The organism is Pseudomonas sp. DTU12.3, from assembly GCF_004124275.1.
In the GTDB taxonomy this organism is placed as follows: Bacteria; Pseudomonadota; Gammaproteobacteria; order Pseudomonadales; family Pseudomonadaceae; genus Aquipseudomonas; species Aquipseudomonas helmanticensis.
In genome coordinates this window covers 4,703,827-4,726,890 of sequence record NZ_CP027218.1, presented here as the reverse complement: position 1 = coordinate 4,726,890, position 23,064 = coordinate 4,703,827, and the positions used below count along the sequence as shown (strand labels likewise).

The 23,064-nt window shown below is 58.9% G+C and carries 26 protein-coding genes; 20 read left to right on the top strand and 6 right to left on the bottom strand.

All coding sequences use genetic code 11. From position 1 onward, the window contains the following. Positions 1-81: 81 nt before the first annotated feature. The 4 genes from C2E19_RS21600 to C2E19_RS21585 all read right to left on the bottom strand — a co-directional run bounded on the left by C2E19_RS21600 (position 82) and on the right by C2E19_RS21585 (position 2,764). Positions 82-336: a hypothetical protein gene (locus C2E19_RS21600; RefSeq protein ID WP_129395005.1), complete on the bottom strand. Its 255-nt coding sequence runs from the start codon at positions 334-336 to the stop codon at positions 82-84. Between the two features lie 44 nt (positions 337-380). Further along, entirely contained in the window at positions 381-722 is a 342-nt protein-coding gene (locus C2E19_RS21595) for a hypothetical protein (RefSeq protein WP_129395004.1), read from the bottom strand. Positions 723-804: 82 nt separating this feature from the next. After that, the gene (locus C2E19_RS21590) at positions 805-2,001 is read right to left on the bottom strand and encodes an MFS transporter (RefSeq protein ID WP_129395003.1); all 1,197 of its coding nucleotides are present in this window, start codon (positions 1,999-2,001) and stop codon (positions 805-807) included. A gap of 109 nt (positions 2,002-2,110) precedes the next feature. Next, a complete protein-coding gene (locus C2E19_RS21585) occupies positions 2,111-2,764 on the bottom strand; it encodes an HD domain-containing protein (protein WP_129395002.1) in 654 nt (217 codons plus the stop codon). 220 nt (positions 2,765-2,984) lie between these two features. Here C2E19_RS21585 and C2E19_RS21580 point away from each other — a divergent pair, with 220 nt between their 5' ends. The 10 genes from C2E19_RS21580 to C2E19_RS21535 all read left to right on the top strand — a co-directional run bounded on the left by C2E19_RS21580 (position 2,985) and on the right by C2E19_RS21535 (position 11,369). Continuing rightward, the gene (locus tag C2E19_RS21580; RefSeq protein WP_129395001.1) at positions 2,985-3,464 is read left to right on the top strand and encodes a GNAT family N-acetyltransferase; all 480 of its coding nucleotides are present in this window, start codon (positions 2,985-2,987) and stop codon (positions 3,462-3,464) included. Between the two features lie 159 nt (positions 3,465-3,623). Then, positions 3,624-4,286 carry a hypothetical protein gene (locus tag C2E19_RS21575; RefSeq protein ID WP_129395000.1) on the top strand — a complete coding sequence of 221 codons (663 nt, stop codon included), beginning with the start codon at positions 3,624-3,626 and terminating at the stop codon, positions 4,284-4,286. Beyond that, entirely contained in the window at positions 4,283-4,777 is a 495-nt protein-coding gene (locus tag C2E19_RS21570; RefSeq protein ID WP_129394999.1) for a PAAR domain-containing protein, read from the top strand. Before C2E19_RS21575 ends, C2E19_RS21570 begins: the two co-directional genes overlap by 4 nt. Positions 4,778-4,782: 5 nt before the next feature. Then, positions 4,783-5,511 (top strand): hypothetical protein, encoded by a 729-nt coding sequence (locus C2E19_RS21565; protein WP_129394998.1) that lies wholly within the window; start codon positions 4,783-4,785, stop codon positions 5,509-5,511. A 1-nt stretch (position 5,512) separates the two neighbouring features. Next, positions 5,513-6,034, top strand: a complete 522-nt coding sequence (locus tag C2E19_RS21560; RefSeq protein WP_129394997.1) for a hypothetical protein — start codon at positions 5,513-5,515, stop codon at positions 6,032-6,034. A gap of 154 nt (positions 6,035-6,188) precedes the next feature. Beyond that, positions 6,189-7,178, top strand: a complete 990-nt coding sequence (locus C2E19_RS21555) for a 2-dehydro-3-deoxygalactonokinase (RefSeq protein ID WP_129394996.1) — start codon at positions 6,189-6,191, stop codon at positions 7,176-7,178. A gap of 19 nt (positions 7,179-7,197) precedes the next feature. After that, positions 7,198-7,818 carry a 2-dehydro-3-deoxy-6-phosphogalactonate aldolase gene (locus C2E19_RS21550; protein ID WP_129394995.1) on the top strand — a complete coding sequence of 207 codons (621 nt, stop codon included), beginning with the start codon at positions 7,198-7,200 and terminating at the stop codon, positions 7,816-7,818. 45 nt (positions 7,819-7,863) lie between these two features. Continuing rightward, positions 7,864-9,012 carry a galactonate dehydratase gene (gene dgoD / locus C2E19_RS21545; RefSeq protein WP_007903915.1) on the top strand — a complete coding sequence of 383 codons (1,149 nt, stop codon included), beginning with the start codon at positions 7,864-7,866 and terminating at the stop codon, positions 9,010-9,012. A 182-nt stretch (positions 9,013-9,194) separates the two neighbouring features. Next, entirely contained in the window at positions 9,195-10,505 is a 1,311-nt protein-coding gene (locus C2E19_RS21540) for an MFS transporter (protein ID WP_129394994.1), read from the top strand. 60 nt (positions 10,506-10,565) lie between these two features. Beyond that, entirely contained in the window at positions 10,566-11,369 is an 804-nt protein-coding gene (locus C2E19_RS21535) for an IclR family transcriptional regulator (protein ID WP_129394993.1), read from the top strand. Positions 11,370-11,377: 8 nt separating this feature from the next. Here C2E19_RS21535 and C2E19_RS21530 read toward each other — a convergent pair whose 3' ends face one another. After that, positions 11,378-12,430 carry an NAD(P)-dependent alcohol dehydrogenase gene (locus C2E19_RS21530; protein WP_129394992.1) on the bottom strand — a complete coding sequence of 351 codons (1,053 nt, stop codon included), beginning with the start codon at positions 12,428-12,430 and terminating at the stop codon, positions 11,378-11,380. A 192-nt stretch (positions 12,431-12,622) separates the two neighbouring features. Between C2E19_RS21530 and C2E19_RS21525 the strand changes: the two genes are divergently transcribed. Continuing rightward, positions 12,623-13,513, top strand: a complete 891-nt coding sequence (locus C2E19_RS21525) for an AraC family transcriptional regulator (protein ID WP_129394991.1) — start codon at positions 12,623-12,625, stop codon at positions 13,511-13,513. A 183-nt stretch (positions 13,514-13,696) separates the two neighbouring features. On the opposite strand, the gene C2E19_RS21520 is transcribed toward C2E19_RS21525, so the two are convergent. Then, the gene (locus C2E19_RS21520; protein WP_129394990.1) at positions 13,697-15,361 is read right to left on the bottom strand and encodes an electron transfer flavoprotein-ubiquinone oxidoreductase; all 1,665 of its coding nucleotides are present in this window, start codon (positions 15,359-15,361) and stop codon (positions 13,697-13,699) included. Positions 15,362-15,911: 550 nt separating this feature from the next. On the opposite strand from C2E19_RS21520, the gene C2E19_RS21515 reads away from it, so the two are divergent. From C2E19_RS21515 to C2E19_RS21475, 9 genes are all read left to right on the top strand, one after another. Further along, entirely contained in the window at positions 15,912-16,661 is a 750-nt protein-coding gene (locus C2E19_RS21515; protein ID WP_007908338.1) for an electron transfer flavoprotein subunit beta/FixA family protein, read from the top strand. Next, a complete protein-coding gene (locus tag C2E19_RS21510; protein ID WP_034155324.1) occupies positions 16,662-17,591 on the top strand; it encodes an electron transfer flavoprotein subunit alpha/FixB family protein in 930 nt (309 codons plus the stop codon). A 79-nt stretch (positions 17,592-17,670) separates the two neighbouring features. Next, positions 17,671-18,492, top strand: coding sequence for an ABC transporter substrate-binding protein (locus C2E19_RS21505; RefSeq protein ID WP_129394989.1), 822 nt, complete (start codon positions 17,671-17,673; stop codon positions 18,490-18,492). A gap of 9 nt (positions 18,493-18,501) precedes the next feature. Beyond that, positions 18,502-18,858: a DUF4398 domain-containing protein gene (locus tag C2E19_RS21500; RefSeq protein WP_038364424.1), complete on the top strand. Its 357-nt coding sequence runs from the start codon at positions 18,502-18,504 to the stop codon at positions 18,856-18,858. Then, positions 18,855-19,667, top strand: coding sequence for an OmpA family protein (locus tag C2E19_RS21495; RefSeq protein WP_129394988.1), 813 nt, complete (start codon positions 18,855-18,857; stop codon positions 19,665-19,667). Before C2E19_RS21500 ends, C2E19_RS21495 begins: the two co-directional genes overlap by 4 nt. Positions 19,668-19,970: 303 nt before the next feature. After that, the gene (locus C2E19_RS21490) at positions 19,971-21,410 is read left to right on the top strand and encodes a PLP-dependent aminotransferase family protein (RefSeq protein WP_064391472.1); all 1,440 of its coding nucleotides are present in this window, start codon (positions 19,971-19,973) and stop codon (positions 21,408-21,410) included. A 78-nt stretch (positions 21,411-21,488) separates the two neighbouring features. Further along, positions 21,489-21,959 carry a translation initiation factor 2 gene (locus C2E19_RS21485; RefSeq protein WP_129394987.1) on the top strand — a complete coding sequence of 157 codons (471 nt, stop codon included), beginning with the start codon at positions 21,489-21,491 and terminating at the stop codon, positions 21,957-21,959. Between the two features lie 166 nt (positions 21,960-22,125). Then, the gene (locus C2E19_RS21480; RefSeq protein ID WP_129394986.1) at positions 22,126-22,380 is read left to right on the top strand and encodes a YkgJ family cysteine cluster protein; all 255 of its coding nucleotides are present in this window, start codon (positions 22,126-22,128) and stop codon (positions 22,378-22,380) included. Positions 22,381-22,421: 41 nt separating this feature from the next. Then, entirely contained in the window at positions 22,422-23,027 is a 606-nt protein-coding gene (locus tag C2E19_RS21475; protein WP_129394985.1) for an START domain-containing protein, read from the top strand. Positions 23,028-23,064 lie beyond the last annotated feature (37 nt).

Genomic DNA, 23,064 nt, shown 5'->3' with positions numbered 1-23,064 from the left:
TCAAAGTCAAAAGATCGCAGCCTGCGGCAGCTCCTGCATGATTTACGATCACACGATCACACGATCACACGATCACATTGCTCAGCTATCGAGTTTTCGCGCCGCTTCAACTCCGGCCGCGCTGAGCTTGATCGGCAGGTTTAACGAGTGTTCGCCGGCCTCGTTGCAGGTCACATGACCGTGGTGAATCAGTCCGCGATCCTGCAAGGCGGCGAGGGCGCTGGCCACGAGCTTTTCGCCCCGGTAATTGTCCAGCACCTCCTTGCCCAGTCCACTCGGGTGGGCGTGCAGCAGGCGGGTGAGGACTTCTTTTTCCAGGTTTTTATCGACGTTCATGGTTACCTCTTCATTGATGTGAATAGGACGCTCGCGTCGGCGAACTACTGCCCGGAGCCTTCGGAACCGGACCCACCTGTGGTGGTTTTCGAGCCGATGCCGGGGCCAGCGTTGTCTGGCGTTGCCGGGGCGTCGGGGGTGTTCATCCCGCCCTGGCGGCCCGGGTCACTGCCCTGGGTGCGCGGATCAGTACCGGTGGCGGGCGGCTGATTGATCAAGGGCACGCCGGAGCCATCGGTATTCATACCGGGAGCACTGTTGATGGCGGGCGCGCGGGGCGGGGTCGGATCGGTAGGGCCGGTGCCCGCAGCGGTGGCGGATGCGGCGAAAACCGCAGGGCAGAGCAGGGCGCTGAATACGAAAGCGGTCAACCTTGACGAGATCATAGGGCTTCTCCAGTGATTGGAATCCTTACCTGTCGTTGGTCTGCCCGGTGATCGGATTGGTGCCTGATGAACGACGAACGGTCTAGAGCGCCGTCGCCGTTTTGACGTTGAGTCGACGCCAGAGCAGACGACCCACGGTGATCAGCCAGTTCGCCAGCGCCACGGCCAATACCGTGAGCAGCAGCGTCGCCATGCCCTGTTCAACGATGATTTTCCCGGCCAGCAACGGAAAGCCGAACACGCCGATAAAGTACGCGAGACTGAACAGCAGCAATGCCTGCGAAGTGGTGCCGGTTGGTGCTTCATTGGCGGCGAGGCCATTGATCACCGAATACGTCAGGCCATAACCGACACCGAGCATCAGCGCCGCCAGCAGGTAGGTGAATCCACTGTGCACACCGAAGGCGAACAGCACGATGGCGGCGAGCATCAATCCCGACAACAGGCACGATGCACGTAGCGGATCACGCTTGACCACATAGCCTGCGATCAACATACGGCTGCTGATGGCCGCGCTCATGAAACCCAGAAAGAACAACGAATAATCCAGCGAGCGGGCGGCGGCGTAGCTTGTTTGAAAGCTCGACAGACCACCAAACACGCACCCACCGAGAGCAACCATGATGATGGGGAACACCGCGCGCGAGCCGAGTACTTGCGTGGTCGCCTGCCAGCTGATTTTCGCGGCTGATGTCGCTTGGGTACTTTGCAATCGTGCGCCAAGACGCCAGAACAGCAGCACACCGATCAGGCTGGCCAGCGCCGCCAGATAGAACGCCGATGTCACCGGCAAGCCCAACGCGCTGGCTGCGCGCCCGAGCAATGGTCCGCTGCCGATGCCGGTCATCATGCTGCCGGAGAGCAAGGCGAAATATTTCGCGCGCTGCGCTGGGGTCACCAGACTGGCGACGATGATCGGCCCCAAGGTGTAGAAAACACCCCAGCCCAAACCCAGCAGCAATCCAGACAACAGCAGCAGAGGACCGAACCCCGGCGTCATCGCAAAACCCAGGCTCGCCGCCATCAGCAGCAGCCCGAACAGCGCAATCGAACGCGCTGCGCCGAGCATGTCGGACAAGTGCCCGGACACCAGCACCGCGACAAACGTACTGACCATCGCCGCCGAAATCACGCTGCCAGCATCGTGTTCATTGCCACCGCGTGAACCGATCAGCAGCGACAGCAAAAACGTCGAGCCATACGACAGCGACAACAGATAACTGGCGAGGCAGAACAGGCCGAACAGCTTGCCTGAGACCTGGGGTGTTGCTTGCGACATGACGCGGTTCCTTGACCGGAAAAATGAGCGTCATCTGTTTAACACGTCGCCTGCGCGGGTTAGGTCTGAGGTTGGCGAAGTTAGCTTCAGCATTGACCGGAGTAAACGATCAGACGCTGCCGATTTCTTCCATGAATTGCTCCATGAAGCCCTTCAGCCGCTGATGCCGAATTTGCGCAAGACGCTGGCCGGCAGCGGTCTGGAAACCGTCGGCGAGGTGCAGCAGTTTGGTCTGGAAATGATCGAGGCAAAAACGCTTGTCGTCGTAGTCGCGTTGCTTCGCTTGGGGATCCTGCGGGTCGTACAGCGCCGAACCCATGCGCCCGGCGATGTAGAACGTGCGCGCGACACCGAGCATGCCGAGCGAGTCGAGACGGTCGGCGTCCTGGACGATTTTTGCTTCAAGGGTGAGCGGGGTGATGCTGGCGGAGAAACTGTGCGCTTCGATGGCGTGGGCGACGCTGGCGATTTTTTCGCCGGGCCAGTCCTGCCCGGCGAGCACTGACGACGCTTTTTCTGCGGCCAGACGCGAGGCTTGTGAGCGCAGCGGCGAGTTCTTTTCGACGGCCACGCAATCGTGCAGCAGCACGGCCGCGAGCAATATCTGGAGATCGCCACCTTCTTCTTCGTGCAACGTGCGCACGTTGTGCCAGACACGCTGCAAATGCGCGAGGTCGTGCGCACCGTCGTCCGATATTTCCAGAGCGTGGGGCAGTAACTCGGCGGCGAGTGAAATCAGTGGTGCGAAAGCAGCATCGTTCATAAGCATCCTTACTGGCTGTCGTAGATTTTCAGTTGATGATATTTCTGTGGTGAGGGGATTTATCCCCGTTGGGGCGCGAAGCGGCCCTAAAAAATGGGACTGCTGCGCAGTCCAACGGGGATAAATCCCCTCGCCACAGGGTTCCTCATCAGGTTTGGAGTGTGACGAGCGCCGTCCACAGCCTTAGTATGGTGTTTTCCTTTTCCGACAAGGCCCGTTCATGACGATCGAAATCCGCCCGGCGACCCCCAGCGATGCCCCGCAAATCCTCGCCTTCATCACTGAACTCGCCGATTTCGAAAAGGCCCGCCACGAAGTTATCGCCAGCGTCGCCGACATCGAGCGCAGCCTGTTCGGCGAAGGTGCCACCGCCCACGGCCTGATTTGCCTGCGCGACGGTCTGCCGATCGGTTTTGCGGTGTTTTTCTTCAGCTATTCGACCTGGCTGGGCAGCAACTGCCTGTACCTTGAAGACCTCTACATCACCCCCGAACAACGCGGCGGCGGCGCCGGCAAAACCCTGCTGCGCCACCTGGCGAAAATCGCCTGCGACAACGACTGCGGCCGCTTCGAATGGAGCGTGCTCGACTGGAACACGCCAGCGATCGATTTCTACAAATCCCTCGGTGCGCAACCCCAAGAGGAATGGGTGCGCTACCGCATGGATGGCAAGATTCTCCGCGAGTTCGCCGAGGGCTGAAAACAATGATGGCAATCCAATGCTAATTCGATTGTCGCCAGCGCTCTAGTCCGGCATTCTACGCGCCATTTTTGCGCGCTCATGGATGACACCTGCAATGCCTCTGGCACAATTCCTCCACGCCCGTGGAGCCTTCGCTGCGTCAACGAGTGACTGGCGATGAGCGGACTACGGGCGTCAATGCGTTTGTATGGCCTGGTGAAAAACTCAGGCTCGACCGACAACCCCCAACGTCAACCGGTAGATATTCTCTGCGTCGTCAATCGCACAGGCGGTACAGCCATTCGTGCGTTCGTGTCACGCCTTGATGCCGAGTTGATGACGCGCAGCGCCGGGCTCGCCGAGTACCGTGTGATACCGCTGCGCACCTTCGATCCAACGGCGTTTATCGACGCCCAACAAGGCTGGCTGACGCTGCACATCTGTTGCGGTTTCGTCGCCCCTGCCGGGCATTCGCTGATCAAGGACGGCGGGTTGATGCCGATGGGCTGGTACGCCTATTCCGAGATCGGTCACTGGACGGCCGAACATCATCTGCACCTCGGCACACAAATGGCCGATTTGCTGCAATCGACTTACGAACGCAATCACCTGCGCAACTACAACGCCTGGCTCAACGATTTGGACGACGCGACGCCTGCCGAGCTGGCGTGGCATGTCGAGGAAGCCTGGCAACATCTGCAATCGGCTACATCCCCTGATAACCGTGAGCATTGCCACGCCCTGTGCGACCCCGTCGACAACCGCTGGCGCTTCGCCGTAACCGACATCGATATCCATCAGCCACACCCGGAATCCCCGAAGCAAGGAGCTTTGAATTGAGTGGTAAACCCGCTGCACGCGTCACCGACCCGACCGCCTGCCCGTTGCCAGGCCATGGCACCAACCCGATCGTCTCCGGCTCGCCCGACGTCTTCTTCGATGGCCTTGCGGCTGCGCGCATGACCGATAAATCGGCGTGCGGCAGCCCGATTACCGGGGCAGTTTCCGGCACGGTTTTCATCAACGGCTTGAATGCCGCAATGCTCGACAGTACCGGCGGCCATGGCAATGTCGTGGTCGGTGGTTCGGGGACGGTGATTATTGGACAGAGTGGCGGAGGCGCGGCGTTTAGTGGGTTATTGCCGATGCCGGTGCATTTTACGGACAGTTTGCAAGTAGTGAATGAAGCAACTGGCGAGCCTGTGCCCGACCACCCTTATGTGATTCAGCGGGGCGATGGGAGCATGGAACACGGGATCACCAATGAGCAGGGCTTTACTCATATGGTCAGCTCTCATTTGGCCGAAACTATAAAACTGTTTGTAGAGTGATCGAAATGGAAGTTGCAAACCCTGCACTCAAAGATTGCAAAAACGAGGTGGCGAGTCATGAGTTGACTTGCAAAACCGACCAGACAGTAAAATCTGTAGCAATCAAAATCAAAAAAATCGTGGTGTTTTTCATTGGCGGGGCTGGAGACAAGGAACAGTATTATCAAGATCAACCACCTCACGGTAACGTAACCAGTGCGCAGGTTCTATTGCCTAAGAAATTCAACGACGCGCAAATTGAAAAAGTGAAGTCGGTGTACCTTAGTTATAAGGATGTGCGCGGCAAGAAGGACATAGAAAAGTATGTGCTGAGTTATCTGAAAGGTGATAAATCAATTTATATAAGTATCGTTGGTCACAGTCTGGGAGGATGGAACGGCGCCCATCTGGCAGCCATACTCAAAGAACAGGGATTTACGGTGAAGTCCTTGGTCACTCTTGATCCAGTGGGCGGCGGATTGGGTGTCTGGCTGATTTCAGACATCTACGCCACCACCCCGAAGCCTGGTGCAGAGTACTGGATCAATATATTGGCTGCACCGGCCAAACCCAATCAGTCCGATGACGTCGCCGAGATGGGAGAACGCTGGATGATGACTTCGGGTCCTGATATCAATAAAGCGGTAGACACCAACCACGAAGATGCAGGCGTAATGTTCAAGGCGAGGATTCTTGGCGAACAGTCCGCATGTGATCTCATCGCTGAAAAAATGATCAAATATCTGGAGTCTTGATATGCGAATGTTGTTTGCAATTCTTGTCCTCTGTTTGTGTGCTTCGTGCGCAAAAAGAGTGCCAGTCCCAGAGTCCGAAATTGAATTTGTTTCTGTTGCCAAGCCTGGAGACAGTGCTCTTCTGGATATTCGCTTCAGTTCAATGACTGATCTGTTGCGATTTTTCGAAATCAATGCCGGCCAACATCAGGTTGGCAATGTCTTGATCTGTTCATTGGATGAGAGTGGCTTCTTCGAAACAAAACAGGACCTGACCCGGTATCTCGAAGGGGAGGTCGTAGCGGTATTAAATGAATCTGCTGCGGGGCCATATGTGTATTCGGCTGAGGTCTCTGCGGTGCATACGCCGGACGGCGGAACGCTGAGTACGTACTTCAATAACAAACAACTGTTGAGGGTATTGAGCGCGCGTCAGGTCGTGGCATGTAAGTTCAGGACTGCGGCCTACGCTTACGGTCCGTATTACTCAAAATCGATGAGTATTCCTGCCAGTGTTTTCGTGCAGGCGATAGAGCGTCAGTAAGGATCTTGATAACGGTGAATCACGGATTTGTTCGAGGAAGGTGGGCAGAAATCAAAATCCCAAAATATGGGATGCAAAATTACATATTGAGATTTCCCGTCTGAGAGGTCTATAGTCCGTCGCACTCACTGCCAAAAACAAAACAGGTGAAGCGATGCTGGCGCAATTGATCGCGCTCGACTGGGGGACGACCTCATTACGTGCTTACAAACTCGCGGCGGACGGTGTGGTGCTGGAGCAGCGCGCGCTGTCGTCCGGGATCATGCAGTTGCCCAAGACCGCGCGAGTCATCAACGGTCGCGAATGCGCCGATGGTTTTGAACTGGCCTTCGATGAAGCGTGCGGCGACTGGCTCGAGGCGCAGCCGGATCTGCCGGTGATCGCTTGCGGCATGGTCGGCAGTGCGCAGGGCTGGCGTGAAGCGGCCTATTGCGAGACGCCGGCAGATGTCGCCAATCTCGGAAACTCCCTACAAACAGTTGTCAGTCTTCGCGGCAAACTCGTGCATATCGTGCCGGGCGTGATTCAGCGCTCGACGCTGCCGAACGTGATGCGTGGTGAAGAAACCCAGGTGCTTGGCGTTCTGCAGAATCTGCCGGTCGAAGCGGGCAATGATCTGCTGATCGGTCTGCCGGGCAGCCACTCCAAGTGGGTGGAGGTGGTCGATGGCTGCATCACTCATTTCGATACGTTCATGACCGGCGAAGTATTCGCCGTGCTCAGCGAACACAGCATTCTCGGTCGCACTCAACAGCAAGGCGCAGCGTTCGATGCTCAGGCGTTTGACCGTGGCGTGCAGAGTGCGCAGTCGGCGGACGGCGAACTCGGCGTGCTGTCGACCTTGTTCAGCGCCCGCACCCTGGGCCTGACCGGCGAACTCAGCCCGACGGCGCAGGCAGACTATCTGTCCGGCCTGATGATCGGCCATGAACTGGTGGCGCTCGCCACGGTTCAGCGACGTCGCCGCAACAACAGCAATCTTCCTTCGATCATCCTCATCGGCAACGCGCAACTCTGTGCGCGCTACAGCCGTGCCCTCGATGCCTGCGGTTTCGCCGACGTGACGCTGGCCGAGCAGGCCACTGAGCGTGGTCTGTGGCAACTGGCGCTGGCCGCCGGACTGATCGATTCCTCATCCCGTTAACCCTGACTGGAGGCCTGACATGCTCAAGCAAGCACTGGCGCAAAACGGTCTGATCGCGATTCTGCGTGGCCTGCATCCGCAGGAAGCCGCCGCTGTCGGAGAAGTCCTGTACGCGGCCGGATTTCGCGTCATCGAAGTACCGCTCAATTCCCCTTCGCCGTACGAAAGTATCCGCATCCTGCGTAAGGCTCTCCCCGCCGATTGCCTGATCGGTGCCGGCACGGTGCTGACGCCGGAGCAGGTCGACTTGGTGAAAGACGCCGGTGGCCAGGTGATCGTCATGCCGCACAGCGATGCCAAAGTGTTGCGCGCAGCAAAAGCGGCGGGGCTGTTTCTGTCGCCGGGTGTTGCGACGCCGACCGAAGCGTTCGCGGCGCTGGAGGAGGGTGCGGACATTCTCAAGCTGTTCCCGGCCGAGCAGATGGGCCCGGCGGTCGTCAAAGCCTGGCTTGCGGTGTTGCCGTCCGGGACGGTGCTGGCGCCCGTTGGCGGCATCACGCCGGACAACATGCAGGCGTTTATCGACGCCGGTGTGAAAGGTTTCGGTCTCGGTTCTGGCCTGTTCAAGCCGGGCATGACGCCGGAGCAAGTGGCGGTGAATGCCAAGGCCTACGTGGCCGCGTGGAAGGCCCTTCGCTAAGACTTTTTGGCGCTGCGTGCGCTACATCTATAAGAGAGACAAAAGATGAAAATCACCAAACTCACCACCTTCATCGTGCCGCCGCGCTGGTGCTTCCTCAAGGTCGAAACCGATGAGGGCGTGACGGGTTGGGGCGAGCCTGTGGTCGAGGGCCGCGCGCACACCGTCGCCGCTGCCGTCGAAGAATTGTCCGACTACCTGATCGGCAAAGACCCACGCAATATCGAAGACATCTGGACCGTGCTGTATCGCGGCGGTTTCTACCGTGGCGGTGCGATCCACATGAGTGCGCTGGCCGGGATCGATCAAGCGCTGTGGGACATCAAGGGCAAGGCGCTCGGTGTGTCGGTGAGTGATCTGCTGGGTGGGCAGGTGCGCGACAAGATTCGCGTGTATTCGTGGATCGGTGGCGACCGTCCGGCCGACACCGCGCGTGCGGCGAAAGAGGCGGTGAGCCGTGGTTTCACCGCGGTGAAAATGAACGGCACCGAAGAGCTGCAATTCCTCGACTCCTTCGAGAAAGTCGATCTGGCGCTGGCCAACGTTGCCGCCGTGCGTGATGCGGTCGGGCCGAATGTCGGCATCGGCGTCGACTTCCATGGCCGCGTGCACAAGCCAATGGCCAAAGTGCTGATGAAGGAACTCGATCCGTACAAACTGATGTTCATCGAGGAGCCAGTGCTCAGCGAAAACTACGAAGCGCTGAAAGAACTGGCACCGCTGACCAGCACGCCGATTGCCCTCGGCGAGCGCCTGTTCTCGCGTTGGGACTTTAAACGCGTGTTGAGCGAAGGTTACGTCGACATCATCCAGCCGGATGCCTCGCACGCCGGCGGCATCACCGAAACCCGCAAGATCGCCAACATGGCCGAGGCCTACGACGTGGCGCTGGCGCTGCATTGCCCGCTGGGGCCGATTGCGCTGGCGGCGTGTTTGCAACTGGACGCGGTTTGTTACAACGCGTTTATCCAGGAGCAAAGCCTGGGCATCCATTACAACGAGAGCAATGACTTGCTCGACTACGTGAAGGATCCACGGGTGTTCGATTACGACAAAGGTTTCGTGAAGATTCCGAACGGGCCGGGGCTGGGTATTGAGATCAACGAGGAATACGTGATTGAGCGTGCGGCGGTCGGGCATCGCTGGCGCAACCCGATCTGGCGCCATGCCGATGGCAGCTTTGCCGAGTGGTGAGTCCTGCCTGACTCAACACCAATCCCTTGTGGGAGCGAGCCTGCTCGCGAATGCTATGTCACATCCGACATTGATGTGACTGATCCGACGCCTTCGCGAGCAGGCTCGCTCCCACAGTTGTGATCTCCATGGATGGGAGATTTGCGTCATGACCTCAATAAACATAAAAAGAGGCTCTCCCCATGCAACCGCAAACCCTCACCGGGCAGGCGTCTTTAGTCACGCCCAGTCGCAAGCGGTTTTTCATCATGGTGTTGCTGTTCATCACCGTGGTCATCAACTACCTCGACCGCAGCAACCTGTCGATTGCCGCGCCGGCCCTGACCAGTGAGCTGGGTATCGATCCGATTCACGTCGGCCTGATCTTCTCAGCGTTCGGCTGGACCTACGCCGCCATGCAAATCCCCGGCGGCTGGCTGGTTGATCGCGTGCCGCCGCGCATCCTTTACAGTGTCGCGCTCCTGCTGTGGTCGATTGCCACGGTGATGCTCGGTTTCGCTGCCAGTTTCATCGCGTTGTTCGTGTTGCGCATGGCGGTCGGCGCGCTGGAAGCGCCGGCGTATCCAATCAATAGCCGCGTAGTAACGACATGGTTTCCCGAGCGCGAACGTGCCACGGCCATTGGTTTCTACACATCGGGGCAGTTCGTCGGTCTGGCATTCCTGACCCCGGTACTCGCTTGGCTGCAACACGAATTCGGCTGGCACATGGTGTTCGTCGCGACCGGCGCAGTCGGCATCATTTGGGCGGCGATCTGGTACGCGGTGTATCGCGAGCCACGGGATTTCAAAGGCGCCAACGACGCCGAAATCGACCTGATCCGCGAGGGCGGTGGTCTGGTCGATATTCAGCGGGAGACCGCCAAGGTCAAGGCCAGATTCAGCTGGACCGATCTCGGTATCGTCCTGACCAAACGCAAGTTGTGGGGCATCTACCTCGGCCAGTTTTGCCTGAATTCGACGCTGTGGTTTTTCCTCACGTGGTTCCCGACTTATCTGGTGAAATATCGCGGCATGGACTTCATCAAGTCCGGCCTGCTGGCGTCGTTGCCGTTTTTGGCCGCGTTCATCGGCGTGCTGTGTTCGGGGTTCTTTTCCGACTTTTTGATTCGGCGCGGCTGCACCGTCGGGTTTGCGCGCAAGTTGCCAATCATTGGCGGGCTGCTGATTTCCACTTCCATCATCGGCGCGAATTTCGTTGAGTCGACGCCGTTGGTGATTGCTTTCCTGGCGCTGGCGTTTTTCGGCAACGGTCTGGCCTCGATCACTTGGTCGCTGGTCTCGACGTTGGCGCCGGCACGCTTGCTCGGGCTGACCGGCGGGGTGTTCAACTTCATCGGTAACTTGTCGGCGATTGCCACGCCGATCGTGATCGGCTTCCTTGCCAGCGGCGATTCGTTCGCGCCGGCGATCACCTATATCGCGGTTCTCGCATTGATCGGTGCATTGTCCTACGTGCTGCTGGTCGGCAAGGTCGAGCGTATCGAGTTGTAGTGGTCTGCGTCGGGCGACCATAATGCCGCCCGTTCCCTCGCTCAACGGTAAAGGCTGGATATGCAGGAAGACGCTCCGGAAAAAACCAAGGACGCCGCACCCACCGGCACCCAGACGCTGTTGCGCGGCTTGGGGGTGGTGCAAGCGGTGGCCAGTGGCGCCCGCGATCTCAAGGAAATTGCCCGGCTGATCGGCACCACGCGCAGCACCACCCATCGTCTGGCCAGTTGCCTGGTTGATGAACGCTATCTGCGTGTGGTGCCGCAAGTCGGTTACCTGTTGGGGCCGAAGCTGATCGAGCTGGGATTTCAGGCGCGTGAAGAGTTGCCGCTGGTGACCTTGGCCGGACCGTATCTGGACGAGTTGTCGGCACTGACCGGTGACACCGTGCACTTGGGCATTCGTGAAGGCGATGAGGTGTTGTATCTGCTGAAGAATCCGGGGCGCAACGGTCCGGAAATGCGTTCACGGGTCGGCCATCGCATGCCGCTGGCGCGTACCGGGATCGGCAAGGCGTTGATGCTCGATGACTCGCCGAAAGACTGGCAACGGCTGTACGACATCAGCCTGCCGGTAGGTGGGAAAAGTCAGTTCTGGCCGCAGCATCCCCAGCAGTCGTGGGAACAGCTCGAACAGCGCATGGCCGAATATGTCGCCGGTGGCTACGCCTTCGATCTGGAGGACAACGAACCGTCGATCCGCTGCGTGGCGGCGCCGATTCGCGATGCGAGCAAAGGCATTGTGGCGGCGATCAGTATCGCCAGCACCGTGCCGTACATGCCGCTGGAAAAAATGGCCGAGCTGATTCCCCTGATCAAAGGGGTCACAGCCCGGCTATCGGCGGAGCTCGGCTTGAAGGTATAAGGGCGGATTTAAACCTTGAGCGTCGCCATGTCGATGACGAAACGGTATTTCACGTCGCCGGCGATCATCCGGGCGTAAGCCTCGTTGATCTGGCGGATGTCGAGCATTTCGATGTCGCAGGTGATGTTGTGTTCGGCGCAGAAATCCAGCACTTCCTGGGTTTCGGCGACGCCACCGATCAAGGAACCGGCCAATACCCGGCGACCCAGTACCAGTTTCGCCGCGTGCACTGGCGGATCAATCGGCTCGATCAGGCCGACCAGAATGTGCACGCCGTCGAAACGCAGGGTGTCGAGGTACGGGTTCAGATCGTGCTGCACCGGAATGGTGTCGAGCAGGAAGTCGAAGTAACCGGCGGCCGCTTTCATCTGCTCGGCGTCGGTGGAAACGATCACGTGATCGGCGCCCTGACGACGACCTTCTTCAGCCTTGCTCGCCGAACGGGTGAACAACGTCACTTCAGCGCCCATGGCTTTGGCGAACTTGATGCCCATGTGGCCCAAACCGCCCATGCCGAGAATCCCGACCTTGTCGCCAGCCTTGACGCCGTAGTGCTTGAGCGGCGAATAGGTGGTGATGCCGGCGCAAAGGATCGGCGCAGCGCTGGCCAGAGCCAGTTTTTCCGGGATGCGCACGACGAAGTGTTCGCTGACGACGATGCTGTCCGAATAACCGCCCATGGTGTTGCTGCCGTCGACCCGGTCCGGGGTGGCGTAGGTCATGGTCGGACCTTCGAGGCAGTATTGCTCGAGGTTCTGCTGGCAGGCTTCGCAGCTGCGGCACGAGTCGACCATGCAGCCGACACCGACCAGATCGCCTACTTTGTGTCGGGTGACATTCGCACCGATGGCGGTGACTTTTCCGACGATCTCGTGGCCGGGCATCAACGGGTAAACGGCAATGCCCCATTCGTTGCGTGCCTGATGGATGTCGGAATGGCAGACGCCGCAGTAGAGGATTTCGATCGCGACGTCGTCGGCGCGCGGGCTGCGACGTTCGAATTTCATCGGGGCGAGGGGCGTGGTGGCCGATTGGGCGGCATAGCCGATGGCGGTGTACATGTGAAACCTCGCAATAGCAGGAACAAGTGAGGCGGCGCATTCTGGGCGTCGACTGACGGTCCGGCCATGACGATTCCTCCGGGTCTCATGCCTAATCCTCCGGCATGCGGGTTTGATCGGTCGCATTGGCAAAAGGATCTGCGATGATGCTTCCATGCCCTTTTTTCGCAATATTTTCAGTGAAGAGTTTTGATGCAATTAACCCGTCATCTTGATGCCAACGCCCGCCTGGTTTCGTTGATCGAACCGCTGGCGCTGCGCGATGGTTACTCCCCGACCGGGTTGCCCGGTGTGCAAGTGTTGCGCGCCAGTTGTGACGTCGCCCGTGGCCCGCATATTTATGAACCGAGCCTGATGATCATCGCCCAGGGCAGCAAACTGGCGTTCCTCGGGCCGCGCACCATGGAATATGGCGCCGGGCACTATCTGATCCAGGCGCTGCCGGTGCCGTTCGAGTGCGAGACCTTTGCCTTGCCGAATGCGCCGTTGCTCGGTGTGTCGGTGGCGATTGATCGGGTGTTGCTCGGCGAGTTGGTGTTGGCCATGGGCCTGGCGCCGGGTCGGCATATTCCGGCGCAGACACCGGAGTCGATGACCTCGGTGGTGCTCGACGATGACATGCGTGGTTGTGTCGAAAGATTGCTCAGTTGTCTGCACGATCCGCTGGAATGTCAGATTCTCGGGCCGGCGCGGGTGCGTGAGTTGTTGTTCGTCGCGTTGCGCGGGCCGCAGGCGGATGTGTTGCGCGCGTTGGTTGAGCAGCAGGGGCAGTTTGCTCGGGTGGCGGCGTCGATCAGTCATCTGCATGCGCATTACACCGAGCCATTGAATGTCGAGACGCTGGCCGGTTGCGCGAACATGAGCGTGTCGACGTTTCATGAGCATTTCAAACGCAGCACGTTGTTGTCGCCGGTGCAGTATCTGAAGCGCTTGCGGTTGTTGAAGGCGCAGACATTGCTGATCGCGGAAGGGCTGGGTGTGGCGCAGGTGGCGCATCGGGTGGGGTATCAGAGTACGTCGCAGTTCAGCCGTGAGTACAAGCGCTACTTCGAACGCAACCCGGGCGACGAGCGCGCCGCCTGATCCGACGATAATCCCCTGTGGGAGCGAGCCTGCTCGCGAAGGCGGTGTATCAGTCGACATCATTGTTAATGATACACCGCCTTCGCGAGCAGGCTCGCTCCCACAGTTGTTTTGTGGTGTGAGAGGAATTTTGGGCAACAAAAAGGCCCCCGATTCGGGAGCCTTGTTGTTCAGCGGTTCGGCTTACATATTTGGATAAGTCGGGCCGCCAGCGCCTTCCGGCGTCACCCAGGTGATGTTCTGCGAAGGGTCCTTGATGTCACAGGTCTTGCAGTGCACGCAGTTCTGGGCGTTGATCTGGAAGCGCTTCTCGCCGTCTTCCTTGGTAATCACTTCGTACACGCCGGCCGGGCAGTAGCGCTGCGCCGGTTCGTCGTACAGCGGCAGGTTCTTGCTGATCGGGATGCTTGGATCGGTCAGCTTCAAATGGCACGGCTGTTCTTCTTCATGGTTGGTACCGGAGATGAACACCGAGCTGAGCTTGTCGAAGCTGAGTTTGCCGTCCGGCTTCGGATAGTCGATCTTCTTGCAGTCGGCCGCGAGCTTGAGGCAAGCGTAATCCGGCTTGGTGTCGTGCAGGGTGAACGGCAGTTTGCCGCCGAAGATGTTCTGGTCGAGCCAGTTGAAACCACCGCCGACGATAGCGCCGAACTTGTGGATCGCCGGGCCGAAGTTTCGGCTGGCAAACAGCTCGTCGTAGAGCCAGCTCTTCTTGAACGCGTCGACGTAAGTGGTCAGTTCTTCGGTGCCGTCCTTCTCAGCGAACAACGCGTCAGCCACCGATTCTGCGGCGAGCATGCCCGATTTCATCGCGGTGTGGCTGCCTTTGATCTTGGCGAAGTTCAGGGTGCCGAGGTCGCAACCGATCAGCGCGCCGCCCTTGAAGACCATTTTCGGCAGCGAGTTCAGGCCACCTTTGCAAATCGCGCGGGCGCCGTAGCTGATGCGCTTGCCGCCTTCCAGATACTGCGCCAGCACCGGGTGATGCTTGAGGCGCTGGAACTCGTCGAACGGCGACAGGTAAGTGTTGCTGTAAGACAGGTCGACGATCAGACCGACTACGACCTGGTTGTTTTCCAGGTGATAGAGGAACGAGCCGCCGGTGTTCTCGGTGCCCATGATATCCAGCGGCCAACCGGCGGTGTGGACTACGAGGCCAGGCTGATGTTTGGCCGGGTCGATTTCCCAGATTTCTTTCAGGCCGATGCCGTAGTGCTGGGCGTCGGCATCGCTGTCGAGGTTGTAGCGCTTGATCAGTTGCTTGCCGATGTGGCCACGGCAGCCTTCGGCGAACAGCGTGTATTTGCCACGCAGTTCCATGCCCGGGGTGTACAGGCCTTCTTTCGGGTTGCCTTCGCGGTCGACGCCCAGATCACCGGTGATGATCCCGCGAACCACGCCTTGCTCGTCGATCAGCGCTTCCTGAGCGGCAAAGCCTGGGTAGATTTCTACGCCGAGGTTCTCTGCCTGCTGGGCCAGCCACCGGCACAGGTTGCCAAGGGAAATAATGTAGTTGCCTTCGTTGTGCATGGTCTTCGGCACAAAGAGGTCGGGAATTTTCTGCGCGCTGTCGGCGTTTTTCAGCACGAAAATGTCATCGCGCGTGACCGGCGTGTTCAGCGGCGCGCCGAGTTCTTTCCAGTTCGGGAAAAGTTCGTTCAGAGCGCGTGGTTCGAACACGGCGCCGGAGAGGATGTGTGCACCGACTTCGGAGCCTTTTTCGACCACGCAGACGCTGATTTCCTTACCGGCTTCGGCGGCCTTCTGCTTCAGACGGCAGGCGGCGGACAGGCCAGCGGGGCCGGCACCGACGATGACCACGTCGAATTCCATGTATTCGCGTTCCACAGGCTATCTCCTACTCAAGGCTCAACAGTTTTTTTTCTAATTTGGAGGTTTGATGTCGCATCCGCTATTCCTTTACGTTAACGTCAAGGGGAATATTGGAGAACAGACCTTTCTCTCTAGGCGGCGCATTATATCTACACCACTCCTAGCGTCCAATACAAACGTTTGTTTGAATCGGCTCCAGGCCAGAGAAATCAAAGAAGCGCGGCTTATGAATGGTCATTTTGCTGTATTGACCGGAATAGGCGTTCCGGTCAAGATACGGGCGGTTTTGCGCTCGCCGTAGGCAGACTGGCGGTTTCAAGAGCACCTCTAAAGACAGGGCGTAGGCAGAAAGGGTGATGCGCAGCGCAGGTCTGGCGCGCAGTTTACACAGCGTGAAGTTGAATGACTGATTGGTCACCACTGACGAACGGTCCAGCACTTTGCAGCGTGTCATCATCCCGAGTACAAGCCGGCGTTTTTAGAGGTGCCCTTGTAGGCACGATGAGCATCAACCGCCAGGTTCGCCTAGGCGACTTTCTTTTCACCGGAGAGTAACGAGGAATCCATGAAGGTTCTTGTAGCTGTCAAACGCGTTGTGGATTACAACGTCAAGGTTCGCGTCAAGGCGGACAATTCCGGCGTCGATCTCGCCAACGTCAAGATGTCGATGAACCCGTTCTGCGAAATCGCAGTGGAAGAAGCCGTACGCCTGAAAGAGAAAGGTGTTGCGACTGAAATCGTCGTCGTCTCCATCGGCCCGACCACCGCTCAGGAGCAGCTGCGTACCGCACTGGCTCTGGGTGCCGACCGTGCCATCCTCGTCGAATCCGCTGAAGATCTGACCTCGCTCGCCGTGGCCAAGCTGCTCAAGGCTGTGGTCGACAAGGAACAGCCTCAACTGGTGATCCTTGGCAAACAGGCCATCGACAGCGATAACAACCAGACCGGCCAGATGCTTGCTGCACTGAGCGGCTACGGTCAGGGCACGTTCGCTTCGAAAGTCGAAGTCTCTGGCGACAGCGTTGCCGTGACCCGCGAAATCGACGGCGGCGCGCAGACGGTTTCCCTGAAACTGCCAGCGATCGTCACCACCGACCTGCGTTTGAACGAGCCGCGCTACGCGTCTCTGCCAAACATCATGAAAGCCAAGAAGAAGCCTCTTGAAGTGCTGACTCCGGACGCTTTGGGCGTTTCCACCGCCTCCACCAACAAGACCCTGAAAGTCGAAGCGCCGGCTGCACGCAGCGCAGGCATCAAGGTCAAGTCGGTGGCTGAACTGGTTGAAAAACTCAAGAACGAAGCGAAGGTAATCTAAATGACTATCTTGGTTATTGCTGAACACGACAACAAAGTGCTGGCCCCGGCCACGCTGAACACCGTGGCTGCTGCTGCCAAAATCGGCGGCGACATCCACGTTCTGGTTGCCGGCCAAGGCGCTGGCGCCGTGGCTGAAGCCGCTGCGAAAATCGCTGGCGTGAGCAAAGTCCTCAACGCTGACAATGCCGCTTACGCGCATCAGCTGCCGGAAAACGTTGCGCCATTGGTTGCAGAGCTGGGCGCTGGCTACAGCCACATCCTGGCTGCCGCGACCTCCAACGGCAAAAACATCCTGCCGCGCGTTGCCGCGCAGCTCGACGTTGACCAGATCTCCGAGATCATCTCGGTCGAAAGCGCTGACACGTTCAAGCGTCCGATCTACGCCGGTAACGCCATCGCTACCGTGCAATCGACCGCTGCGATCAAAGTGATCACCGTGCGTGCCACCGGTTTCGACCCGGTTGCTGCTGAAGGTGGTTCGGCTGCCGTTGAAGCGGTTGCTGCTGCGCACAACGCTGGCACTTCGAGCTTCGTTGGCGAAGAGCTGGCCAAGTCCGATCGTCCAGAGCTGACCGCTGCCAAGATCGTCGTTTCCGGCGGCCGTGGCATGCAGAACGGCGACAACTTCAAGCATCTGTACGCCCTGGCCGACAAGCTGGGCGCTGCCGTCGGTGCTTCGCGCGCTGCGGTTGACGCAGGTTTCGTACCGAACGACATGCAGGTCGGTCAGACCGGCAAGATCGTTGCGCCACAGCTGTACATCGCCGTCGGTATCTCCGGCGCGATCCAGCATCTGGCCGGCATGAAAGACTCCAAGGTGATCGTTGCGATCAACAAGGACGAAGAAGCGCCGATCTTCCAGGTGGCCGATTACGGTCTCGTGGCGGATCTGTTCGAAGCAGTACCCGAGCTGGAGAAGCTGGTCTAATCCAGCGGCTTCACTTATAAAGAGCCCGACCTTTTGGTCGGGCTTTTTTTGTCTCGGATTTGAGTGGGAGCGTTTTGCCATGGATCTGCGCTGCGGATTGTTGTTGGGATTGGCCCTGTTGCCAGGTTTGGCGACAGCCGCTGGCAAGTGCGAACGCCTCGTCGTCACCGGCAGCCCGGATGCGCCGCCGTATCTGTGGCAGGATCCGCAAAATCCGAAACAATTGATCGGTGCCAGTGCCGACCTGTTGCAGCAAGTGGCCAAGGATCTCGGCATCAAAGTCGAGTTGCTCTACGCCGGCAAACGCGCGCAAGCCCTCGACGAAGTGCGCAGCGGGCGCATGGACATGCTCGCCGACGCGCCGCTGACCTTCACTGAGCTGGAAAACCTCGACTACATCTATCCGCCGCTGCTGGAAAACGACTACCTGGTGTGGACGCGCAAAGGCTCGACACTGGCCTACAGCGAAGCCAAAGACCTGCACGGCCATGCCGGTGCCTTGTCGGAAAAGTCTCGAATGACCCAGGCATTTGGCACTTTCGCCGAGCAGAATCTGACCCTGACCAAGACAGCCAACCTCACCCTGGCCCTGCAGAAATTGCTCTTGGGCGAAGTGGAATATGTACTCGCCGGGCGTTACTCGGGCATGGCCGCCGCACAGGCGTTGGGCATGGCCAATGATCTGCTGGCGTTCGAACAACCCATCGACCGCCCGGGGTTGTTCCTTGCGGTTTCCCACAACTCGGCCTGCAACGATCCGTGGTTGCGCGGACAGCTAGCCAAAAAGATGACAGAATTGCCCGCGTCCGGACTGACGGAAGCCGCGCTGCAACGCAATATCGAGCGCTGGAAGGCGCAGCAGCAACAGCCGCAACAACCTGTCAGTGCCCCAAAACAGTAGGGATTCTTAGTGAGTATTCGACCTCTTTTCGCGGCTGTGGCCGTTCTGGCCCTGGCCGGTTGCGCAACCGATCCGGCACCGATTGAACAAATGCGTCTGACCGAGCAGGCCATCACCCAGGCCAAGGCCGTCGGCGCCACCGCCGACGAAGTGCCGGAAATGAAACTGGCCGAAACCAAGTACAACCGCGCCAAAGGCAACATGGCTGACGAGTCCTACCGGAACGCGCGCATGCGTTCTGAACAGGCTGAACTCGACGCACGTCTGGCGGAAGCCAAGGTGCTGACGCAGAAAAGCGAAGAACAGGTGAACGTACTCAACACCCGCATCGTCCGACTGCGCAAGCAACTGGGAGATGCCCAATGAGCCTCAAGTCCAAAGCCATCGGTGCGCTGATCCTCACCGGTTGCGCGAGCCTTTACGGCTGCGCCGGTCAACACAGCGAATCGGCTCTGCAAGAGGCGGGCGCCGACTTCCAGAAGGTCAAGGAAGACTCCAACGTGCTGCGCATCGCGCCGAAAGACGTGATCCGCGCCGGTGAATCCCTGGCCCGTGCCGATCGCTTGTCGACCTATTGGGGCAGCGGTTCGGACGTGGTGCATTACGCCTACCTGAGCCAGCGCTACAGCGAGATCGCGCGCCAGCACACCAATCAGGTGCTCAATGAGGAGCGCGCGGCCAAGCTCGAACTGGAGCGTCAGCGCCTGCAATTGGCCCTGCGTGAATCGAAGCTGCTCAGCGTCCAGCAGCAGGGCAAGTGGCTGGAAGAACAGATCGTCGCGCTGGCCACCACGCAGACTGACCGTGGTCTGGTGATGACCCTGGGTGACGTATTGTTCGACACCGGTGAAGCTGAGCTGAAAAACTCGGCCAACCGCGTGGTGCTGAAGATCGTCCAGTTCCTGCAATTGAATCCGAAACGCGTGGTGCGTATCGAGGGTTACACCGACAGCACCGGCGGCAAGCAGGAAAACCTCAAGCTGTCCCGCGACCGCGCGCAAGCCGTGGCTGACGTGCTGATGGACCTGGGCATCGATGACAAACGCATTCAGGTCGAAGGTTACGGCGATGAATACCCGGTAGACGTCAACGCTTCCGAGCGCGGGCGTGCACAGAACCGTCGGGTGGAAATCGTCTTCTCCGACGAAAAAGGTCAGCTCGGCGCCGCCCGTTAAGCAACGCAAAACCCTGTAGGAGCTGCCGAAGGCTGCGATCTTTTGATCTTGGTTTTAAAAACAAGATCAAAAGATCGCAGCCTCGTTCCACTCGTCAGCTCCTACACGGCTCCTACAAAGCCCGGCCTGTCATGCAGTTCCGGGCTTTTTTACGTCTGTCGAATAGCTCGCAAATCAGTACAGTCGGGGGCAGACACCGCACTGTATGGTCGACTAAAGTGGTAACTGTCCCAGTACACTTCTAAACTGTTCCGGTATTGTTTCACACAAGAATAAAATGCCCGTGAAATCGAGTGCTGCGTCATGACCAATCTTTTGCTCTACCAACGTATTGCTCAGCAACTGGCCGAAGACATCCGCCGTGGTGTCTATCAACCGGGGGAGCGCGTGCCTTCGGTGCGCAAGATGAGCTCGCAGCTCAACGTCAGCCATGCGACGGTGTTGCAGGCGTATGCCAATCTCGAAGATCAGGGGCTGATTCGGGCACGGCCGCAGTCCGGTTATTACGTGCACCAGACGCCAGCGCTGACGGCGCCGACACCGGACATCGCGCGGGTCGAACGGCCAGGACTGGTCACCCGTAGCAGCATCATTCAGCAGGTTCTGGTCGAATCGCGCCGCGAAGGTGTCTTCCCGCTGGGCGCGGCGGTACCGAGCGTCGATTACTTGCCGGTGCGCGCGCTGCATCAGCAACTGGCCAAGGTCACCCGTTTCCATAGCCCGCGCGCCTTCAGCTATATGTTCAGCCCCGGTTTTGAACCGCTGCGTCGGCAAGTGGCGATTCGCATGCGTGACGCCGGCGTGGTGGTCGACCCCTCGGAGGTGGTGATCACCCACGGTTGTGTCGACGCCTTGCAGATGTCGTTGCGAGTACTCACGCGGCCGGGCGATCTGATCGCTGCGGAATCGCCGACCTATTACGGATTGCTGCAACTGGCTGACCTGCTCGGCCTGAAAGTCATCGAGATCCCCAGCGACCCCGCTACCGGCATGAGCCTCGAAGCCCTGCAACTGGCGGCCAATCAATGGTCGATCAAGGCGTTGGTGTTGACCACGCGCCTGAGCAATCCCTTGGGCGGCACCATGCCCGAAGAGCGGCAAAAGCAGTTGCTGCGCCTGGCCTCGGACTTCGATATCCAGATCGTCGAAGACGATATCTATGGCGAGTTGATGTTCGAGCAGGGTCGCACCAAAGCGCTCAAGGCCTATGACCGACTGGATCGGGTGATCTACTGTTCGAGCTTTTCCAAGACGTTGTCGCCTGGGGTGCGCATCGGCTGGATGATTGCCGGCAAGTATCAGCAGGAAATCCAGCGCTTGCAGACCTTCAGTACGCATTCAGCGTGCAGCGTGACGCAGATGGCCATCGCCGCCTATCTGGAAAACGGTGGCTATGACCGGCATTTACGGTACATCCGCCAGGAATACCGGAAAAACCTCAGCGCCTTTCAATTGGCGGTGCAGCAGTACTTCCCCGAAGGCACGCAAATGTCCCGGCCCACGGGCGGTTTCATCCTCTGGGTGAGTCTGCCAGGAAGGGTCAATACCCAGGAATTACATGTCCGTGCCTTGCAGCAGGGCATCAGCATCGCGCCGGGGTTGATCTTCAGTAATACCGAGCAGTTCAACCACTGCATCCGCCTGAACTGCGGCATTCCATGGAACCGCGAGGCGGAGCGAGCGTTGATGACTCTCGGTCTGCTGGCCACGCAACTGTGTCAGGAAACGGCCGGCGGATTCTGAACGAGCAGAGGGTCATGCTTGTCTTGTGGCGTCCAACAAGCGAGCATATGGCCCTCTGCCGTTAGTCTCGTTGGGTCCATGAAAGCGATTTTTCCTGCCGCCTGGGTTTGCCTCTGCTTGTTGATGCTCGGTCATGCGCCGGCGGTCATGGCCGCCGCAGTTGCCGAAAAGCCGGCAGCGACGACGACAGCCAAGAAAGCGCCGGTCGCAAAAAAAGCTGCCGCGGCGAAGAAAACCCAGCAGAAGGTCGTGAAAAAACGCCCCCCGGTTGCCAGCAAGTCGAAACCTGCCAGCGAAGTGGCGAAAACCCGCCTGCCACCGGCCAGGCTCGATTTGAGCCTGCCCAAGGACATGGTCCAGGAATTGAAACCCAAGGGCACTGTTCAATTGCCCAAGCGCGAGCCGATCCTGCCGCAGATGTTTGGCGAGAAAAACAGCGGGTTCCAGCTCAATGGCCGTTTGCTCAGCAACGAAATGCAGTTGCAACTGCGCAACGAAGAGCGCCGCGAAGTGGAAGGCGCGGCGCTCGATTTCGAATTCAAGCAGTAAATTCGACTCGGCTGTGACCCGCAGACCAGACGCTTTGTCGGAGACTGGTCAGTCACATTCGGATATCGCTAAAAACCCCGGTTCAGGGAATTTTAAACAGCCGTTTTAGCGGTTACTCTGTTCCGCGTCTCTTTAACACATCGCCCGTCGCGAGGAATTGTTCGTCATGAAATGCCGTGAAGGCTGTGGCGCTTGCTGCATTGCCCCGTCCATCAGTTCGCCGATTCCCGGCATGCCTGATGGCAAACCTGCCGGCGAACGTTGCGTGCAACTCTCGGTCGAAAACCTGTGCAGCATTTTCGGCCGCCCCGAGCGCCCGGCAGTCTGTTCGGGGTTTGCCGCCGATGTCGAAGTCTGTGGCGACAGCTCGCAAGAAGCGATCAGATTGCTCGGCTGGTGGGAGCAGATGACGGCGGCGTGATGTGTCTAACGAACGGAACTTAAACAATAAGGAATAAGACTATGGGTTCGCTGCATCGTATCGCTGTGTTGTGTGGTTTGACCGCTGTGCTGGCCACCTCGGTCGCTCAGGCTGAAGACTGGAAGGTTGCCAAGAACGAAGACGGCATCAAGGTCTCCCTGAGTGAAGTGCCGGGTTCGGACTACAAGTCCTATCAGGGCGTCGCGCTGATGAAGACCACCGTCGCCAAACTGCGCGCATTGCAGGAAGACGTCTCCGGCGCCTGCGCCTGGATTCACGAGTGCAAGACCCAGAAACTGCTCAAGCACGAAGGCGCCCAGAGCTGGACTTACACCCAGTTCAACACGCCTTGGCCAGTCACCCCGCGTGATTCGGTACTGCTCGTGACCACCGTCGAAGGTGCCGACGGCAGCCTGACCCGTAACCTCGAAGGTCTGCCCAAGTACATTCCGGAAGAGAAAGGCTTCGTTCGTGTAGCGCAGGTCAAAGGCTTCTGGAAGTTCGTGCCCAAAGGTGATCAGGTCGAAGTGACCTATCAGGTGCACACCGAGCCGGGCGGCAGCGTGCCGTCGATGATTGCCAACAAGTTTGTCGTCGATGCCCCGTTCAACACCCTCAAAGCCCTGAAAGAACGCGCCGAGAAGTAATCTCGCGCTCAAACAAAACGCCCCGATCGATTCGGGG

What these genes read in the sequence shown, in the direction of transcription:
- C2E19_RS21600 (WP_129395005.1), bottom strand. Translation starts at nt 336, where the DNA reads ATGAACGTCGATAAAAACCTGGAAAAAGAAGTCCTCACCCGCCTGCTG.
- C2E19_RS21595 (WP_129395004.1), bottom strand. Translation starts at nt 722, where the DNA reads ATGATCTCGTCAAGGTTGACCGCTTTCGTATTCAGCGCCCTGCTCTGC.
- C2E19_RS21590 (WP_129395003.1), bottom strand. Translation starts at nt 2,001, where the DNA reads ATGTCGCAAGCAACACCCCAGGTCTCAGGCAAGCTGTTCGGCCTGTTC.
- C2E19_RS21585 (WP_129395002.1), bottom strand. Translation starts at nt 2,764, where the DNA reads ATGAACGATGCTGCTTTCGCACCACTGATTTCACTCGCCGCCGAGTTA.
- C2E19_RS21580 (WP_129395001.1), top strand. Translation starts at nt 2,985, where the DNA reads ATGACGATCGAAATCCGCCCGGCGACCCCCAGCGATGCCCCGCAAATC.
- C2E19_RS21575 (WP_129395000.1), top strand. Translation starts at nt 3,624, where the DNA reads ATGAGCGGACTACGGGCGTCAATGCGTTTGTATGGCCTGGTGAAAAAC.
- C2E19_RS21565 (WP_129394998.1), top strand. Translation starts at nt 4,783, where the DNA reads ATGGAAGTTGCAAACCCTGCACTCAAAGATTGCAAAAACGAGGTGGCG.
- C2E19_RS21560 (WP_129394997.1), top strand. Translation starts at nt 5,513, where the DNA reads ATGCGAATGTTGTTTGCAATTCTTGTCCTCTGTTTGTGTGCTTCGTGC.
- C2E19_RS21555 (WP_129394996.1), top strand. Translation starts at nt 6,189, where the DNA reads ATGCTGGCGCAATTGATCGCGCTCGACTGGGGGACGACCTCATTACGT.
- C2E19_RS21550 (WP_129394995.1), top strand. Translation starts at nt 7,198, where the DNA reads ATGCTCAAGCAAGCACTGGCGCAAAACGGTCTGATCGCGATTCTGCGT.
- dgoD (WP_007903915.1), top strand. Translation starts at nt 7,864, where the DNA reads ATGAAAATCACCAAACTCACCACCTTCATCGTGCCGCCGCGCTGGTGC.
- C2E19_RS21540 (WP_129394994.1), top strand. Translation starts at nt 9,195, where the DNA reads ATGCAACCGCAAACCCTCACCGGGCAGGCGTCTTTAGTCACGCCCAGT.
- C2E19_RS21535 (WP_129394993.1), top strand. Translation starts at nt 10,566, where the DNA reads ATGCAGGAAGACGCTCCGGAAAAAACCAAGGACGCCGCACCCACCGGC.
- C2E19_RS21530 (WP_129394992.1), bottom strand. Translation starts at nt 12,430, where the DNA reads ATGTACACCGCCATCGGCTATGCCGCCCAATCGGCCACCACGCCCCTC.
- C2E19_RS21525 (WP_129394991.1), top strand. Translation starts at nt 12,623, where the DNA reads ATGCAATTAACCCGTCATCTTGATGCCAACGCCCGCCTGGTTTCGTTG.
- C2E19_RS21515 (WP_007908338.1), top strand. Translation starts at nt 15,912, where the DNA reads ATGAAGGTTCTTGTAGCTGTCAAACGCGTTGTGGATTACAACGTCAAG.
- C2E19_RS21510 (WP_034155324.1), top strand. Translation starts at nt 16,662, where the DNA reads ATGACTATCTTGGTTATTGCTGAACACGACAACAAAGTGCTGGCCCCG.
- C2E19_RS21505 (WP_129394989.1), top strand. Translation starts at nt 17,671, where the DNA reads ATGGATCTGCGCTGCGGATTGTTGTTGGGATTGGCCCTGTTGCCAGGT.
- C2E19_RS21495 (WP_129394988.1), top strand. Translation starts at nt 18,855, where the DNA reads ATGAGCCTCAAGTCCAAAGCCATCGGTGCGCTGATCCTCACCGGTTGC.
- C2E19_RS21490 (WP_064391472.1), top strand. Translation starts at nt 19,971, where the DNA reads ATGACCAATCTTTTGCTCTACCAACGTATTGCTCAGCAACTGGCCGAA.
- C2E19_RS21485 (WP_129394987.1), top strand. Translation starts at nt 21,489, where the DNA reads ATGAAAGCGATTTTTCCTGCCGCCTGGGTTTGCCTCTGCTTGTTGATG.
- C2E19_RS21480 (WP_129394986.1), top strand. Translation starts at nt 22,126, where the DNA reads ATGAAATGCCGTGAAGGCTGTGGCGCTTGCTGCATTGCCCCGTCCATC.
- C2E19_RS21475 (WP_129394985.1), top strand. Translation starts at nt 22,422, where the DNA reads ATGGGTTCGCTGCATCGTATCGCTGTGTTGTGTGGTTTGACCGCTGTG.